We start from the raw sequence: 16,047 nt of genomic DNA on the forward strand, positions 1-16,047 counted from the left end.
CCCCCGATCGACCTGGATCAGACTGCTGAGTGATGCTGGCGCTGGTCTTCGAAGAACTCGGACCAGGAGTCGACGTCGGGGTGCTGCTTGAGCAGTGCACGGCGCTGACGTTCGGTCATTCCGCCCCACACACCGAACTCGACACGGTTGTCGAGAGCATCTGCTCCGCACTGCATGAGGACCGGGCAGTGACGGCAGATGGTGGCTGCCTTGCGCTGTGCGGCGCCACGAACAAAAAGTTGGTCGGGATCGACCTCGCGGCATCGCGCCTGAGTTACCCAGGCAATTCGTGCCTCGGCCTGCTCGATGTCCAAACGGCTACTCGGGGTGGCTGTGTACATTCTGGGTCCCCTCTACAAAGTCTGACCGTCGCCATGAGGCGAGCAGCGCACCATCTCAGCCGTCTCGCGGTAGCACGTGAAAGCTGAGACACATTCGTGATCGAGTGTTACGTCGATCACACTGATCACAATTTAGGTAAAGAACGCCCCTAACGCAAGACGGTCGGGAGCATTTTTTGGTACGGCAGTACAAAGCGCGTGTTCAGGAGGTTTTGAACACCCGCAAAACACTGAAACCGGTTCCAATGGGTGGGCACACGTACTCTGTAGATCGTGTCGATTGCAAAAACAGTGGCGAAGCTCGCCGGAAGCTCCGCATTGGCGGGTGTCCTGGTCGCAGGGGTGATGTTCCCGGTGGCCGGCGGATTCGGATTCGCGTCCAATCGCGCTGCCGATACCGTCGACAACGTCTCGGCCGAACTGGTCGAAGGCACGGTCCCCGCGGTGTCCACCATGGTCGATGCGGCAGGCAATCCCATTGCCTGGCTGTACGACCAACGACGCTTCGAAGTCCCGAGCGAGAAGATCTCCAACAACATGAAGTTGGCGATCGTCTCCATCGAGGACCGCCGGTTCCCCGACCACAAGGGCGTCGACTGGCAGGGAACGCTGCGCGCCTTCCTCACCAACACGACGACCGGTGAAGTGCAGCAGGGCGCGTCGACACTCGATCAGCAGTATGTGAAGAACTACCAACTGTTGGTCGTGGCCAAGACGGATGCCGAGCGCCGCGCTGCCATCGAGACCACCCCGGCCCGAAAGATCCGCGAGATCCGGATGGCGCTGACGCTGGACAAGGAACTCACGAAAGACGAGATCCTCACCCGGTACCTCAACCTCGTACCTTTCGGCAACGGATCCTTCGGCATTCAGGACGCGGCTCAGACCTACTTTGGCGTCGACGCCGCAGATCTGACCGTTCCGCAGTCCGCGATGCTGGCCGGCATGGTTCAGTCCAGCTCCGCGCTGAACCCGTACACGAACGTCGAGGGCGTGACCGAGCGTCGTAACACCGTGCTCGACACCATGATCACGAACATTCCGGATCGTGCCGACGAGTTCCGTGCAGCCAAGGAAGAGCCCCTCGGCGTCCTCGAAACCCCCAACAACTTGCCGCGCGGCTGCATCGCTGCAGGCGATCGCGGATTCTTCTGTGATTACGCACTGAAGTACCTCTCGGATGCCGGAATCACCCGCGACCAGATCAACGAGGGTGGTTACCTCATCAAGACCACTCTCGATCCGCAGGTCCAGGCGTCCACCAAGGCCGGACTGAACGCGAACGCGAGCGCCAACCTCGACGGCATCGCGAACGTGATGAACGTGATCAGGCCGGGCCAGGATTCACACAAGGTCATCGCGATGGCCAGCAGTCGCACGTACGGACTCAATGCCGACGCCGACGAAACCGTCCAGGCGCAGCCGTACTCCCTTGCCGGTGACGGTGCGGGTTCCGTCTTCAAGATCTTCACGACCGCTGCGGCGATGGAGAAGGGCCTCGGCATCAACGCGACCCTCGACGTGCCCAAGCGCTTCGAAGCCAAGGGCATGGGTAGCGGTGGTGCGGCAGGCTGCCCGGTCTCGACGTACTGCGTGGAGAACGCCGGTAACTATCCGCCGACGCTGTCCGTGACCGACGCCCTGGCACAGTCCCCAAACACCGCTTTCGTCAAGCTCATCGAGGCGACCGGCGTCACGCCGACCGTCGACATGGCTGTCCGTCTCGGCATGCGCTCGTACGCCGATCCCAACACCTCGGGCTTCGACGAGCGCAGCATGGCCGACTTCCAGAAGGAACAAAACCTCGGTTCGTTCACCCTCGGCCCCACCTGGATCAACCCGCTCGAACTCTCCAACGTCGCGGCCACTCTCGCCTCGCACGGCAAGTGGTGCCCGCCGAGTCCCATCGATTCGGTCTTCGACCGCTACGGCAAGCCGGTGGCCGTCACCGAGCAGGGCTGTGAGCAGGTCGTCGAGCCCGGCTTGGCAGACACACTGGCCAACGCCATGAGCCGTGACGACGTCGGCGCCGGTACGTCTGCCGGTGCCGCGAGCAGCGCCGGATGGAGCCTGCCGATGTCGGGCAAGACGGGTACCACCGAGACCCACAAGTCCTCGGCGTTCCTCGGCTTCACCAACAACCTCGCTGCGGCCGTCTACATCTTCGGCGACTCCCCGACGCCCGGCGAGATCTGCTCGAGCCCGCTACGCCCCTGCTACAGCGGCAACCTGTACGGCGGTACCGAACCGGCGAGATCCTGGTTCGCGGCAATGAACCCGGTCGCCAACAACTTCGGGCCCACTTCGCTGCCCCCGATCGACGAGAAGTACGCACGGGGATCGCAGAACGGCCAGGTTCCCGAGGTTGTCGGCCTGAGCCAGTCGGCGGCGACGTCGAGGTTGCAGGCGTCCGGCTTCACGGTCAATTCCGTGACCACGGCGTCCGGAGCACGGGCGGGAACGGTCACCGGAGTTTCGCCGTCCGGGTCCGCGATCCCGGGTTCGACCGTCACGATCTACATCAGTGACGGCTCCGTGAGGGCTCCGGCAGCACCCGCATCCCCCGCGGCTCCGGCACCGGGCGCGACTCCCCCGGATGCGACTCCGCCGGGAGGCGAACCCGCACCGCCTGCGGGGACCCCACCGAACTGACGGCCCTGAAAACTGACGGCTCTGAAAACAAGAACGGCCGCGATCTCCGAGTGACTCGGAGTTCGCGGCCGTTTTCGGTTTCCGGTGGCGCGCTTCTACAGGCGGGACTTCACTGCTGCAGAGATACGTGCGCCATCGGCCTTGCCCTTGGCCAGCGCGCTGGCGGCCTTGATGACCTGGCCCATCTGACGCATACCCGGACGCTCACCGAGCTCCTCGGACACCTGAGCGAGGGCGGTGTCGACGACGTCGACGAGTTCGGCGTCGGTCAACGGCGTCGGCAGGTACTCGTCGATGATCTGAGCTTCGGCGCGCTCTTTCGCGGCAAGTTCACCGCGGCCGTTCTCGGTGTAGATCTCGGCCGATTCGCCGCGCTTCTTCGATTCCTTTGCAAGGACTTTGATGATTTCTTCGTCGGTGAGGACCCGTGCTTCCTTACCGGCAACCTCTTCGGTCTGGATGGCTGCCATGAGCATCCGAAGGGTGGCTGTACGTAGCGGATCCTTCGCCTTCATGGATGCAACCATGTCGGTTCGGAGGGTGGCTTTGAGCGATGGTGTCGTGTCGGACATGGTGGAAACGCTACGCGCTCGGCGTTTCGAGCGTGCCGATAGTTACCTCCGCCCGGACACAATTCTCTGTGGAATAGCTGTAAAAGGCGGCGAGAGCGACGCAGAAGAACGCCACACCCGTATCCTTGAGAGGTGTCTTCCCAGTTCCGCACCAATCTGACCCGCACCGCACTTGGTGCCGCGGGCGCCGCTGCACTAGGGATCGGGTACGCATCCGGCATCGAACGCAATGCATTTGCACTGCGTGAGGTGACGATGCCAGTCCTGGCGCCCGGTTCGTCGTCGCTGCGGGTCCTCCATCTCAGCGACCTGCACATGATGCCGAACCAACGGTTGAAACAGAATTGGTTGCGTGAGCTCGAAGGCCTCGACCCCGACCTCGTGGTCAACACCGGAGACAACTTGTCGCATCAGCGCAGCGTCCCGGCAGTGGTCCAGGCGCTCGGCGATCTGTTGGCTCGGCCGGGTCTGTTCGTCTTCGGCAGCAACGACTACTTCGCTCCGAAACCGAAGAATCCACTGAGCTACATCTTCAACAAGGACAAGCGCATCACCGGGGATCCCCTCCCCTGGGGCGATCTGCGGGCCGCGTTCACCGAACGTGGATGGCTGGACATGACCCACGTGCGCCGCGAACTCGAAGTGGCCGGTATTCGCATTGCTGCCGCCGGCGTCGATGATCCGCACCTGAAGCGCGATCGCTACGACACCGTCGCCGGAACACCGAATCCCGTCGCCCAGCTCAAGCTCGGCCTGACGCACTCGCCCGAACCTCGAGTTCTCGACCGGTTCGCCGACGACGGCTACGACCTGGTGCTCGCCGGCCACACGCACGGTGGTCAGCTGTGCCTTCCGTTCTACGGCGCGCTGGTCACCAACTGCCAGATCGACCGATCCCGGGTCAAGGGACCGTCGAAGTGGGGCGCGCACACCCAGCTGCACGTCTCAGCGGGCATCGGCACTTCGCCGTGGGCTCCGGCACGCTTCTGCTGCCGCCCCGAGGCAACTCTGCTGACTTTGGTTCCGGCGACCAGGCGCGAACCGGAGCATGTCTCCGCACACAGTTCCGCAGAGTCTCCAGCGTCGGTTCTACGCAACTGACCTGCGGATTTAATGTCAGTCGACTCGGTAATGTAAGCTAACCGAGGTTCGACACGGGGTGTGGCGCAGCTTGGTAGCGCGCTTCGTTCGGGACGAAGAGGTCGTGGGTTCAAATCCCGCCACCCCGACAGTGAAGAACAGAAATCGAGGCCCTTCCGCTTTACGCGGGAGGGCCTCGATTTCGTTGACGATAAGGTGAAGCCGTGGCATCCGAACCAGACTTCGCGCACAACGACATGGCGAGCCGTAGCCGACGTGAGAAAGCTGTCGGTCTTGCCAAGTTCGCCTGGGATCGCGATATCAGTAGTGCAGAGTTGCTCGACATGCCCGACGATCGGCTGCGCAAGCTTGCGCGGGCGGCGGGCGCCAATCCGCCGAGCACGCGGGAGACCTGGACGATCGCGGCCGGACTGCTCGACGAGAAAGCCGTGTGGGCAGCAGCCAACCCAGACCGTCCCGAAGCTCGGCGTGAGCATCCGGACGAGAAGATCATGTGGGTGAAGAAGCCGATCGAGCCCTGGCTGTGACAGCCGAATTGAGCGCAGCTGTGACAGCCGAATTCAACGTCGTTGAGACCGCGATCGGGAAACCCTCTGATCTCCCTCTGTAGATGGCGACCACGGAGTAGCACCTAGTTCGTCGAAAACTGCTTCCAGGCTGCTCCATCGCTCTCGGTGCTCGTGCGGCAAAGATCTGATGGCGTCGGCGGCCGCCCGCAAATTTTCTGCCAAATCGATTTCTCCCCCTTCGAGCAACCCCTTGTATCTTGTATCCAACAAATATGGAGCGTCGACACTGGTCAAGGTCGCGAGCTTGTCCAGGAATATCTCCAGGTCGCGTGCAGCCACACGCTGATCGAAAGAATCTGAAACAGCAACGTAATCGAAGTCGTTCTTCCACAGAGCAGTTCGAATCTCGTCTCGCTGCAGCGTGATGACGGTACCCAAAATTCGTGGGCGCTTGTTCCGTGCATCGAGCGCCAATACTTCATGCGCAAGACGAAGCACATTGTCATCTGTCATAGATGCTCCGACAACGATGAGATGTCCGGTTGCCATGAGAGACTGAACGATCGAGCCCAACGGACGTCGTTCTGCGTCGTATCTGACGAAATCCCGGCGACTCAAGACGATGCTGGCCGAGTCAGCCACATCTCCGTGCAGTTTCAGTACCCATGGAACCCCCGCGCGAGCTTCTTCTCTCGGCAATACAGCGACCGAGTTTTCGCCGTGCGCTGATTCAAATGCGCGTTCGTACAACGAATCATAGTTGGTCGTAACAACTTTCGTGACTCGCAGAGACGCCAGAAGACAATGCGACAGCGTTGGTTTGATATCGGAGCCAGTCAGCTGAACAACACGTTCGCCGAGTTCGTTCGATCCGTCGTCCTCCGTTTGCAACTCCTTCGACAGAAGTTGTGCACGGTCGAGGACATTGAGCTCAGCGAATTCCGCGCTGCTCACACCCGGAAGTTCCTTCTGCCGTATTGCCTCGAGAAGACTGTCCCACGACGGCAATCCGGCGGGGATGCTGACTCCCGCACCCAACAACAAGGAGGCTTCACCAGCTTGCAGCCTATCTGCCAATTGCTGGACCTGTGGAGGGATACCAGCGCTCGATAAATGTCCCCGCCGAATCGATTGATACGCGGCGTAATCGGCAGCATTGGCAACTACGAATGCGATGTCGAAGTCGTATTTGTCGGCACATTCCACCGCAGCCTCGATCAACGCCTTGATGACGTGGCCACGAACCATCCCCTGCCCACCTAGACCGACTCCGAAGGTCGGCAAAGCGATGAGTGGTTTGACTCGACGGCCTCCAGGCTGAATATCGGCAGATGCAATCGCGTCGAGGACCTCGTACACGCCGTCCACCAGCCAGGACACTGATATCCGAGAAGCGACGTTCAACAGCCACGCCGGCCGCCCCTCCTTCGGGAAAGAGCGCACCCGGTTGCCCCCGGCCGGTGCACTTTCCACTGGACTCGTTAGGCCGAGCACCGGCCACCAATGCTCACGCGGCACGAAGCTGCCGCTCGTCGATACGACAGCCGCATCCCAGTCCACTGATTCGAGACGTCCTCGGACGACGAAAACATGCCCAGAACCTGCATCATTCCCAGTCACGCGTACTCCCCACTAGTACCAATACAGGCTTCGGAACCACTACCTGCTCACACTCCCGCTACGGTTTCGCGAGCCCAACGGTAGTCGGCCTTACCGCTGGGCGAGCGGAGGATGCTTGGTACGAGCACGATCGAGCGGGGGATCTTGTACCCGGCGACGTGGGTGCGGCAATGCTCCGACAATGATTCCGTCGCAACATCTTCGAATCCCGGTCGAACCTGCACCACCGCGGCGACCTTCTCACCGAATCGAGTGTCGGGCGCACCCGCCACCAAAGCGTCGAAAACTGCCGGGTGAGTTTTGAGTGCCTGCTCCACTTCTTCGGGGTAGACCTTCTCGCCGCCGGAGTTGATGCACATCGAACCGCGCCCGAGCAGCACGATGGTTCCGTCGGCTTCCATCGTGCCCATGTCCCCGAGTACCGCCAGACGAACCCCGTCGACGACGGGAAAAGTTGCAGCAGTCTTGGCCGGGTCGCCGAAGTAGGCAACAGGAACATGGCCGGCCCGGGCGATGAAACCGACTGTGTCCGAGCCTGGTTCGATGCGACGGAATTCGTCGTCCACAAGAATCATGTTGGGGTTGGATCGAATTCGCTTGGAACCGTCCTCACCGAATTCGACGACGCCGTCGTTGCCGGATTCCGAAGCACCGAATGCATCCTTGATCACCAACCCCGGTAGTCGGGTTGTCAGTTCTGCTTTCAGGTTCGGGGAGAACAACGCGCCACCCGACCCGATCAGTTGGAGAGTCGAAAGGTCGTAGCGCCCTTCGCTTGCGGTGATGGCGTCGGCGATCGGCCGAGCAATTGCGTCGCCGACGACGGTGATTCCGGTGATCTTCTCGGCCTCGACCAGTCGCAACACTTCCATCGGATCGAAGCTGCGGGTCAGCACTCGGGGCGCTCCCATGAGGAATGCCGTGAGCAGTGAATAGATTGCGGCTCCATGCATGAGCGGCGGGATGAGTAGCAGCACAGTTGGATTGGTGTTCGCTACAGCTGCATCCACAACCTCTTCGAGGCTACGACGCGGCGGCCCGCTGAGGTTCGCTCCGGACAGGGCGGCAAAGAAGAAGTCCTCGTGCCGCCACACCACACCCTTGGGCATTCCGGTTGTGCCGCCGGTGTAGATGATGAAATGGTCGTCGTTGCTGCGAGGGCCGAAGTCGCGGGTATCAGTCTGCGCGGCAAGGGCGTTCTCGTAGTCTTCGCCGACGATCAACACGTGGGTGATCTCCGGACACTGCGGAACCACGGCCAATGCCGTCGGCGCGAATTCCTCTTCGACCAGCAGTGCCACCATTTGAGAGTTGGTGTAGATGTACAGGAGTTCTGCATCGGTATAGCGGAAGTTGACGTTGATCGGTACCGCTCTGATCTTCAAGCAAGCCAGGAGCGCTTCGACGTACTCGACGCAGTTACGCATGTGAATACCGACGTGCTGCCCAGGCTCGACGCCCACCGACTGCAGGTGATGAGCGAGTCGGTTCGATCGCAGTTCGAGTTCGGCGTAGCTCAATCGCACGTCTTCCAGAATCAAGGGAACTCGATCGGGGATCGCATCGGCAACGGCCTCGAACAGATCGGCAATGTTCAGGGTCATCGAAATCCTCACTACACGCGTCTTCGCTTACCAGTACAGGTCTTTCGCGAAGCTAACACGTTGGTCGCACCCTGTAGTCCGAATTGCGTAGCGGTCCCGCTGAGCGAGACCTGACGCGCCGCTCACCTGGCGTCAACGGTGCGGATACCTCCCTGACCAAGCCCGATAGCCGAAAGGTAGGGTAGCCTAATGCACTCACGCACCACTCTCCGGAGCCGCACGGCGGTCCGGGTCGCCATGGTTGCCTTGGCGACTGTTTTTGCCGCTACGGCCTGCGGCTCTTCCGACGCCGGCGGCAACGCGAACGGCAACACCGATGTCGCGACCGGCGGCAAGCTGTTCAGCACCGCCGACACGGAAACCGCGAAGCTCGGCAGCGATGCCGCGCCAGGCGAGTTCCCTCGCACCATCACCCATGCCCTGGGCGAGACCACCCTCGAGGCCAAGCCGACCCGCGTCGTCGTCCTCGACAGCGGTGAACTCGACGAGGTTCTCTCGCTCGGGATCACCCCGGTCGGCATCGCCAGCCCGGAAAGCGCCGCCGGTCAGCCGTCGTACCTGGCGGACAAGTTGGTCGGTGTCCCCGATGTCGGCACGACCAACAACCTCAACCTCGAGGCGATCACCGCACTGCAGCCTGATCTGATCCTCGGCAGCAAGCTGCGCCAGGACAAGCTTTACCCGCAACTCGCGGCAATCGCTCCGACGGTCTTCAGCATCCGCCCCGGCTTTCCGTGGAAGGAGAACTTCCTCCTTGCCGGTGACGCACTCGGCGAGGAGACCAAGGCTGAGCAGGTTCTCAACGACTACCAAGAGCACGCCGACAAGGTACGTGAGTCGATCGACGGCTCCCCGACCGTTTCACTGGTTCGTTTCATGTCCGGGAAGCTGCGCCTGTACGGCAATCTGTCGTTCATCGGCGTCATCTTGAAGGACGTCGGCCTGCCCCGCCCGGCGATCCAGGACATCGACGAACTGGCCGTCGAGGTCAGCCCCGAAACGATCACCGAGGCGGAGGGTGACCGAATCTTCTACTCCAGCTACGGAAATCCCGCCGACACGGGCCAGACCACCGTTGTTGCCGGCCCGCTGTGGGCAAGCATGGACGCAGTCAAGGAAGGCCGCGCCACCGAGGTGAGCGACGAGACCTGGTTCCTGGGCCTCGGCCCGACAGGTGCCGGCCTGGTTCTCGACGACCTGCAGGCCAAGCTCGGCAAGTAGCCGTCACCGGCACAAAGAACGCCGCCCGACTCTCCGGAGTCGAGCGGCGTTTTTTGTTCAGCGGTTGTCCTGCTCGAGGTGTTCGTTCATCGTCAAGTGAAGGTCGACGAGAAATTCCTCGAATCGACTGAGCAGTTCGGGCGGGTACTTCGCCATCATGGCGTCGAGTCGCACGGCAAGGGGCCCGAAGAACTCGTCCGCCAGGTCCTGCACATGCGCACTGCTGTGCAGCGTGACCACTCGCCGGTCGGCATTCTCTCGGGTCCGGACGATATGTCCCGCCTTCTCCAGGCGGTTGAGCAACGCGGTGGTTGCACCCGACGTCAGCGAGATCCGCTCTCCGAGGCGGGCGGGTGAGAGCGGCGTCCCCTTCTCCTCGGCAGCGGTGATTTCCATCAAGGCAGTCGCGTCGGTGGAATGCAGGCCGAGCCACGACGCGAATCGATGGCTGAATTCGGTGAACGTGCCACCGTACGCGCGGAATTCGTCCATCAGCCGCTCCCGCTCCACGGAGATGTCGCGCGGTGCCTCCACCTCAGTGATCCCACCTTTCCTGTGCCAGACGGCGGCCGGTCGAGCCCAGCGCGCACGTTGACAACTTACCGCCTCAAATATACCTTCATTGTAAAGTTACTTCACAATGGAGGTTTATTCGTGAACATCTCACCCACCACCCGCAAGTGGTTGGGCCTGATCGCCATTGCACTCGGCGTGGCACTGATCGTCGTCGACACCACGATCGTCAACGTCATAGTTCCCTCGATCATCGAAGATCTCGGGATCAATTCCGTTCAGGCTCAATGGATCCAAGAGTCCTACGCAATCGTGTTCGCGGCACTTCTGCTATTGGTCGGCAGAGTTGCCGATCTGGTCGGCGCTCGTCGCATCTTCATTGCCGGTGTCATCGTGTTCGGCGCGACGAGCCTGCTGGCCGGACTGGCGCCGAACGGCGGTCTGCTCATCCTGGCGCGCTTCCTGCAGGGCGCCGGCGCGGCCATGATCCTGCCCACGTCACTGTCGCTTCTGAACGCGATGTTCACCGGAAAGGCGCGCGGCCAGGCCTTCGCGGTCTGGGGCTCCACCATCGGCGCTGCATCCGCCCTCGGCCCATTGCTCGGCGGCTGGCTTGCCGAACATGCCTCATGGCGTTGGGCATTCGGGATCAACATTCCGCTTGCTGCGCTCATTCTGATCGGCGCAGTGCTGTTCATCGCGCCCTCACCCCGCACCGCTGGGCGCATCGACGCCACCGGAGCAGCACTGTCCATCGCCGGGCTCGGCCTGCTGGCCTTCGGCCTCGTCGAGGGACGAACGTACGGGTGGCTGACGACGAAGGAACCCTTCGATCTGTTCGGTCTTTCATGGTCCAGCGGACCGTCGCCGGTTCTGGTGGCGCTGGTTCTCGCCGTTCTGTCGCTCGGTGCGTTCGCCTACCGTCAAACCATGCTCACCCGCAGCGCCGATCCGTCGCGGGCACTGATGGACGTACGGTTGTTCTCCATCTCGTCGTTCCGCAACGGCAACATCGCGACGCTGATCATCGGACTCGGCGAGTTCGGAATCGTTGCGGTGCTTCCTCTCTGGCTCCAGTTCACGCTCGGATACAGCGCCCTCCAGGCAGGGCTCGCGCTGGTTCCCATTGCCATCGGCAGCTTTGTCGCCAGTGGTGCGAGCTTCGGGCTGGCATCGAAGGTCTCGCCGTTGGGCTTGGTCCGTATCGGCCTGGCTCTCGAAGCGCTCGGTCTCGCCGGCCTCGGATTCATCGCTGCGACAGACAGCCCCTGGTGGACTATCGCCGCAGTGCTGTTCTTCTACGGAATCGGCGTCGGTTTTGCGACTGCCCAGGTGACCAACGTGGTGCTCGAGGAGATTCCCGAGCAGAGCGCCGGTCAAGGCTCCGGCATTCAGAGCGCGTTCCGCCAACTCGGATCCGCACTGGGCATCGCTGTCCTCACCACGGTCTTCTTCAGCACTCTCAATTCGACGCTGAACAACGACCTCACCGGATCCGGTGTCGACCAAGCTCAGGCTGATCAGTTGACGCGGGCAGTCACCGACAGCGCAGGCGCCGCCATCGACTCGCTGGCCGGTTCACCGAACACTGCCTTCGTCGCCGACGCTGCCCAATCTGCGATGACTCACGGCATCACACTCGGCGGATACCTTGCGGCCGGATTTGTCGTGGTGGGCCTGATCGCCACGGCGCTCATCCCGAACAAGCCGGCCCCGTCAAACGAGGAGGAAACGAAAGCAGCAGCCGACGTCGCCTGACGGTCGGATCGGTGCAGTACGGTGCCGGTATGCGATTGCCCTGGTCACGGTCATCACAGTCACGGTCAGCACAGTCACGGTCAGCACAGTCACGGTCAGCACCGGTGCTCAGTGAGGCCGACATCGTCGCCGTAGGTGAGCAAGCACGCGAACTGGTACTCCCAGGTTTCGCGACGTTCGACGAAATCTGCGAAGCCGCCCGAGACTGTGTCGAGGGCGGCTTCGAGAACGACGAACTCGGCAGACAGATCGACGCAGTAGTGCGTGAGGTCTGGGACCACAGACTCGGGGAGCAGACCCAGTGGACGGCTCCCGGCGACTTCGAGCGCCTCTCCGCAGCCTTCGCTGATCTCGAGCGCAACGGCATCGTAGCCCGGATGAACTTCACCTGCTGCATGCAGTGCGGCACTACTGAAATCGACGACGAACGCACGCCGTCCGAACCCGACGAGAACGGGTATCCCTTTGCTCAGTGGGCGTACACGTTCTTCCACATGCAAGATGCGGAGCGTCTCGGCGACGAGCCGTCCGATCTCTACTTGTCCTACAGTGCGTTTCGTCCGGCCCACGATCTCGATCCCGCACTGGTCGCCGCTGCCTTCGGCGGCGACGAAACCGCCAAGGCACACATGATCGCGCACACCGATCAGACCGTCGGGCGCCAGGTAGCCGACGCACTCCGAACTCAGGGGCTGAGCGTCGATTGGAACGGTGACAACAATCAGCGTATCCGTGTCACCGACGTATGTTGGCGCAAACCGCTTCCGCAGTAGGAGATTCAGCTGGGTGGCAATACGCGGTCGAGGAACGTATTGCTGAAGACGCGGTGCGGGTCGTGTTCGTCGAGAGTGGCGAGAGCGAAGTCCCAATTCCCGTCGCCACCGGCACGGAAGGTGGCAGGCACTGTGCTGGTGAGGAATTCGTCGTCCTGGTACGCCGCCTGATCGGTGAATGCCCACCCCTTGGACCACTCCGGACGGAAGGTCGCGTAATCGCCGGAGTAGTTCGCGACCATCCACCGTTCCATTTCGCGAAGGAAGGCAGGCAATCCCGCGGTGCCGGGAATCGAGACCACGTTCATCCAGATCGCTGTGTCCCAGTCCTGACGATCCGCCCGCGGCCGCACCGCTGACAGGTCCGGCACTCCGGCGCTGTCGACCAACACCTCGCCGTCATCGTCGACACCGCAGAGACGCACTTCGAACGGCATGTTGACGGGATACTGCCCCAGCGACGCGTAGTGCGTCATTCGTTCGTTCAGCCAACTCGTCATCTCGTGGACGACTCGGCCGATGTTGGACCGCTTGGTGATCACGGCTCCGCCCCCGGCTACGACGCGCAAGGTCGTGTGCCGGAGGTAGAACAGAACGTCTTTCGACCAGCCCCAGAGATCGTCGGTGTCGGTCAGCACCAATCCTGCTGCTACAGCGCCGAACTGAGAGGCGCCGAACAGCGGTGTCGCAGCTTGGAGACCCTGTGCCACCATCCCCAACGGGGTGGTGACCTCTTCGGGAATCGCGTCGGAGAAGAAGTAGTTGTACGGCCCGCTCACCTCTCGGGACTCCGGCGGTTTGACCGGGGTCGGTGTCCAGACCTTGAGCCACGGTGTTTGCGTGAACGGGAACCAGATTGCTTCCACCCGTCCGGATTTCTCGACGAAACTCTCGTAGGTACGCCCTGGCGAACCGGGAGCAGCAAAGAGTTCTTGCCACGGAATGTCGGTGAAACTCTGGCACCGCAGCCGATAATTCTCCCCGGCTTGCAGCGTCACGGAGGTGACGAAGGTTCGACCCAGATGGGTCAGGAAGGCGGTGCTCTCGACGTCCGATCGGTGAAATGTCTTCAGTGCGTACCGATTGATGCCTTCGTCCCACGCCACCACCGTGATCTCGGTGATCAGGTTGCTCAGCGAACCATACGATTGACCAGGGGTGATCGTCTCCCCCACAGCCGGATAGGTTGCCCCGTGAGCACCGATCGCCAGCGCGCCGGCGATGGACAGCTCACCGATCGCCGGAGAGTTGGCCCAGCCGAGCCCTTCTCGCTCGAGCGCTGTCAGAATCGCTTCGATACTGGCGCCGGCGCCCGCCGTGACCGTTGCGGGCGTGCCGTGCTGCACCACAACCGAATTCAGTTTGGCCATCGTATCGACCAGCAGAACTCGATCCGAAGGCGCGCCGGGCACCACCGTCAACGGACTCCACCCGTGCATCGTTCCCTTCGCACGCACTGTGTACCCGTTGTCGAACGCCCAGTTGGCGAGGGTGACGACGTCATCGCTGTGACGTGCCGTGGCCGTCCACACGCTGTCGAGCATGATTTCTCGCGACCAGTTCGCGTACGCCTGCTGTGACAACGGAATGTCCGACGGAAATCCGGGCGGTGGCGCGATGGTCGATGCCGAACCCCAGGGAACTGCTCCAGCCGGCGCCCAGGAAATGCCCGCGAGAGCAGCTGCGCCGGCACTCGCTGCGAGAAATCCGCGCCGGCTCACACCGTCTTCGCTCGAGCTGTGCTCTGCCATGCGCTCTGCTTGATGCACCACTGCTCACTCCGTCAGCCGACTCGGTTCATGTCAGGGACGAACGTAGAACAAATATGATTACGATGCCAGTGGTTCCGTAATAAAAGTTTTCCGAAGCTCACTGCACCATCGGAGCGAAGACCGCGTAGATCGCTTCCGGGGCACCGTCGAACGCACTGATGATCAACCAGGCAGTCAGAACCGTCAACGCCGGCCCGATCAGGATCTTCTCGAGGTTCCCACCTGCACGGATGGACAGGAATGACGGCAGCCGTTGTTCCCACCATCGTTTGCCGCCGAGCGGAATCAGGGGCGCGAGAAACGGCACCCCTTCCTTGGTGATCGCATCGCCGAGACAGTGCGTGGCGCAACCCAGTGCCACCGCAACACCTAGCCCCGTGGATCCAGCCTCACTCGGATACCACTGCCAGGTGAGGGCAGAGAGCACCAACGCAACGGCGGAGACCGCGAGCCAACCCTTCTCCTTGGCCAATTCACCCGCCAATCCACGGATGGCCAACCCGAGGCAGAAGAACAGGGTGATGATGATGGCTGGCTTCCCGAACTGAACAACCAGCGCCGAGACCCCGGCACCCAACCCGGCGGCGAACAGCGCGGTGTGCGTGAGCGTCCGATGCCCACCACGACGCTTGCCGTCCTTCTTGCCTTTGGTGATGCGGTAGAAGGTCACCGAAATTGCGTCGATGCCTTTGGCCAGAGCCTTGCTGAGCGGACCGAATGATCGCGAAACCGTCGACTGACCGGTATCGAGGTCGGGAAGCAAGGCGGCTCCGGCACACACTCCGGCAAAGGTCAAAGTTTCCGCAGTGGATGTGGGCCCTCCCCAGTCGAGAGGCAACAACTCCGCAACCACCAACCCCACAGCAGCACCGGACATCGCGTGGGTGGGGCCCATGACCATGAAACACAACACCTTTCGAAACGCGCCCCGCATCAGGCCGTACCGCACCCTCTGCAAGACACCACACACATGACGCCGTCGGCGACGGCCCCGGCATGCTCGCCGAGACCGCCCCGAACGTAGCAAGTGCTACCGACAGGCTTGACCAACCTCCAGACCCAGTTGAGTACGGCCGTACCGTTCCAGGTCAAAGCGGTTCATGCGGAGCTTTTTTCGCTCGTCAGCCCGCGGCAACCGTGCATGACAGGGCAACGCCTTCCTCCAGCGGAGCGACACCGGCCATGTCGAGCACCTCTGCCGGAACACCTTCGGTCGTCGGAGCCCATTCGACGGTCGGCAACGCCGGCACCCCTTCACGCGCAACGAATGTCGCAGCTTCGCTCGGCACTTCGATAGTGACTGCGGCCGTACCGGCCTCCTCCGCGCGCACGACCTTCCCCTCGTCGATGAGCTTCTGCAGCTCCTCGTCGGAAATCGGCGCCGCGACACCACACGCTACTTCGGGAGCCACACCCAACTCGGCTGGAGCGGTCGCGATCGACCGCACCGCCACCGGTGACCCGTCGGAAATCGGGTTGGAAGCCCAGGCGATTCCCGGCGCCACTGCCATACCGAGGACCGCCACGGACGCCACCACCACACCGGTCCGGCGGGCCCGCTTGCCGTTCACTTTCAATCGCGTCATCGTTGTTCTCCTTGATCGAACGTTC

General features: G+C 62.2%; 14 protein-coding genes and 1 tRNA gene. 7 read left to right on the top strand and 8 right to left on the bottom strand.

Annotated elements, in window-relative coordinates; all coding sequences use genetic code 11:
- Positions 1-17 precede the first annotated feature (17 nt).
- Complete coding sequence (locus V3587_RS24545) at positions 18-341, bottom strand: WhiB family transcriptional regulator (RefSeq protein WP_007732375.1); 324 nt, start codon at positions 339-341, stop codon at positions 18-20.
- Positions 342-632: 291 nt separating this feature from the next.
- On the opposite strand from V3587_RS24545, the gene V3587_RS24550 reads away from it, so the two are divergent.
- Positions 633-2,993: a penicillin-binding protein gene (locus tag V3587_RS24550; RefSeq protein ID WP_047270021.1), complete on the top strand. Its 2,361-nt coding sequence runs from the start codon at positions 633-635 to the stop codon at positions 2,991-2,993.
- 95 nt (positions 2,994-3,088) lie between these two features.
- On the opposite strand, the gene V3587_RS24555 is transcribed toward V3587_RS24550, so the two are convergent.
- Positions 3,089-3,565 (bottom strand): GatB/YqeY domain-containing protein, encoded by a 477-nt coding sequence (locus V3587_RS24555; protein ID WP_003943491.1) that lies wholly within the window; start codon positions 3,563-3,565, stop codon positions 3,089-3,091.
- A gap of 132 nt (positions 3,566-3,697) precedes the next feature.
- Here V3587_RS24555 and V3587_RS24560 point away from each other — a divergent pair, with 132 nt between their 5' ends.
- From V3587_RS24560 to V3587_RS24570, 3 genes are all read left to right on the top strand, one after another.
- A complete protein-coding gene (locus V3587_RS24560) occupies positions 3,698-4,666 on the top strand; it encodes a metallophosphoesterase (RefSeq protein ID WP_003943461.1) in 969 nt (322 codons plus the stop codon).
- 54 nt (positions 4,667-4,720) lie between these two features.
- Positions 4,721-4,794, top strand: a tRNA-Pro gene (locus tag V3587_RS24565).
- A gap of 75 nt (positions 4,795-4,869) precedes the next feature.
- On the top strand, positions 4,870-5,193 hold the full coding sequence (locus tag V3587_RS24570; protein ID WP_003943496.1) for a hypothetical protein: 324 nt from the start codon (positions 4,870-4,872) through the stop codon (positions 5,191-5,193).
- 33 nt (positions 5,194-5,226) lie between these two features.
- Here V3587_RS24570 and V3587_RS24575 read toward each other — a convergent pair whose 3' ends face one another.
- Positions 5,227-6,795 (bottom strand): SIR2 family protein, encoded by a 1,569-nt coding sequence (locus V3587_RS24575; protein WP_212633865.1) that lies wholly within the window; start codon positions 6,793-6,795, stop codon positions 5,227-5,229.
- 47 nt (positions 6,796-6,842) lie between these two features.
- Positions 6,843-8,399 (bottom strand): acyl-CoA synthetase, encoded by a 1,557-nt coding sequence (locus tag V3587_RS24580; RefSeq protein ID WP_212633864.1) that lies wholly within the window; start codon positions 8,397-8,399, stop codon positions 6,843-6,845.
- Between the two features lie 189 nt (positions 8,400-8,588).
- Between V3587_RS24580 and V3587_RS24585 the strand changes: the two genes are divergently transcribed.
- A complete protein-coding gene (locus V3587_RS24585; RefSeq protein WP_283377289.1) occupies positions 8,589-9,620 on the top strand; it encodes an ABC transporter substrate-binding protein in 1,032 nt (343 codons plus the stop codon).
- Positions 9,621-9,677: 57 nt separating this feature from the next.
- Here the strand turns inward: V3587_RS24585 and V3587_RS24590 are convergent, their stop codons facing one another.
- A complete protein-coding gene (locus tag V3587_RS24590; protein WP_283377290.1) occupies positions 9,678-10,154 on the bottom strand; it encodes a MarR family winged helix-turn-helix transcriptional regulator in 477 nt (158 codons plus the stop codon).
- Between the two features lie 120 nt (positions 10,155-10,274).
- Here V3587_RS24590 and V3587_RS24595 point away from each other — a divergent pair, with 120 nt between their 5' ends.
- Together V3587_RS24595 and V3587_RS24600 are read left to right on the top strand one after the other, a co-directional pair.
- Positions 10,275-11,891, top strand: a complete 1,617-nt coding sequence (locus V3587_RS24595; RefSeq protein ID WP_058227113.1) for a DHA2 family efflux MFS transporter permease subunit — start codon at positions 10,275-10,277, stop codon at positions 11,889-11,891.
- 104 nt (positions 11,892-11,995) lie between these two features.
- Positions 11,996-12,664: a DUF6891 domain-containing protein gene (locus tag V3587_RS24600; protein WP_042446741.1), complete on the top strand. Its 669-nt coding sequence runs from the start codon at positions 11,996-11,998 to the stop codon at positions 12,662-12,664.
- A gap of 5 nt (positions 12,665-12,669) precedes the next feature.
- Here V3587_RS24600 and V3587_RS24605 read toward each other — a convergent pair whose 3' ends face one another.
- From V3587_RS24605 to V3587_RS24615, 3 genes are all read right to left on the bottom strand, one after another.
- The gene (locus tag V3587_RS24605) at positions 12,670-14,415 is read right to left on the bottom strand and encodes a cholesterol oxidase substrate-binding domain-containing protein (protein WP_042446738.1); all 1,746 of its coding nucleotides are present in this window, start codon (positions 14,413-14,415) and stop codon (positions 12,670-12,672) included.
- A gap of 118 nt (positions 14,416-14,533) precedes the next feature.
- Positions 14,534-15,337 (bottom strand): metal-dependent hydrolase, encoded by an 804-nt coding sequence (locus tag V3587_RS24610; protein ID WP_007732353.1) that lies wholly within the window; start codon positions 15,335-15,337, stop codon positions 14,534-14,536.
- 220 nt (positions 15,338-15,557) lie between these two features.
- Positions 15,558-16,022 (bottom strand): hypothetical protein, encoded by a 465-nt coding sequence (locus V3587_RS24615; protein WP_003943487.1) that lies wholly within the window; start codon positions 16,020-16,022, stop codon positions 15,558-15,560.
- Positions 16,023-16,047 lie beyond the last annotated feature (25 nt).

Origin of the sequence: Rhodococcus sp. IEGM 1306 (assembly GCF_036541985.1) — a bacterium.
In the GTDB taxonomy this organism is placed as follows: domain Bacteria; phylum Actinomycetota; class Actinomycetes; order Mycobacteriales; family Mycobacteriaceae; genus Rhodococcus_F; species Rhodococcus_F qingshengii.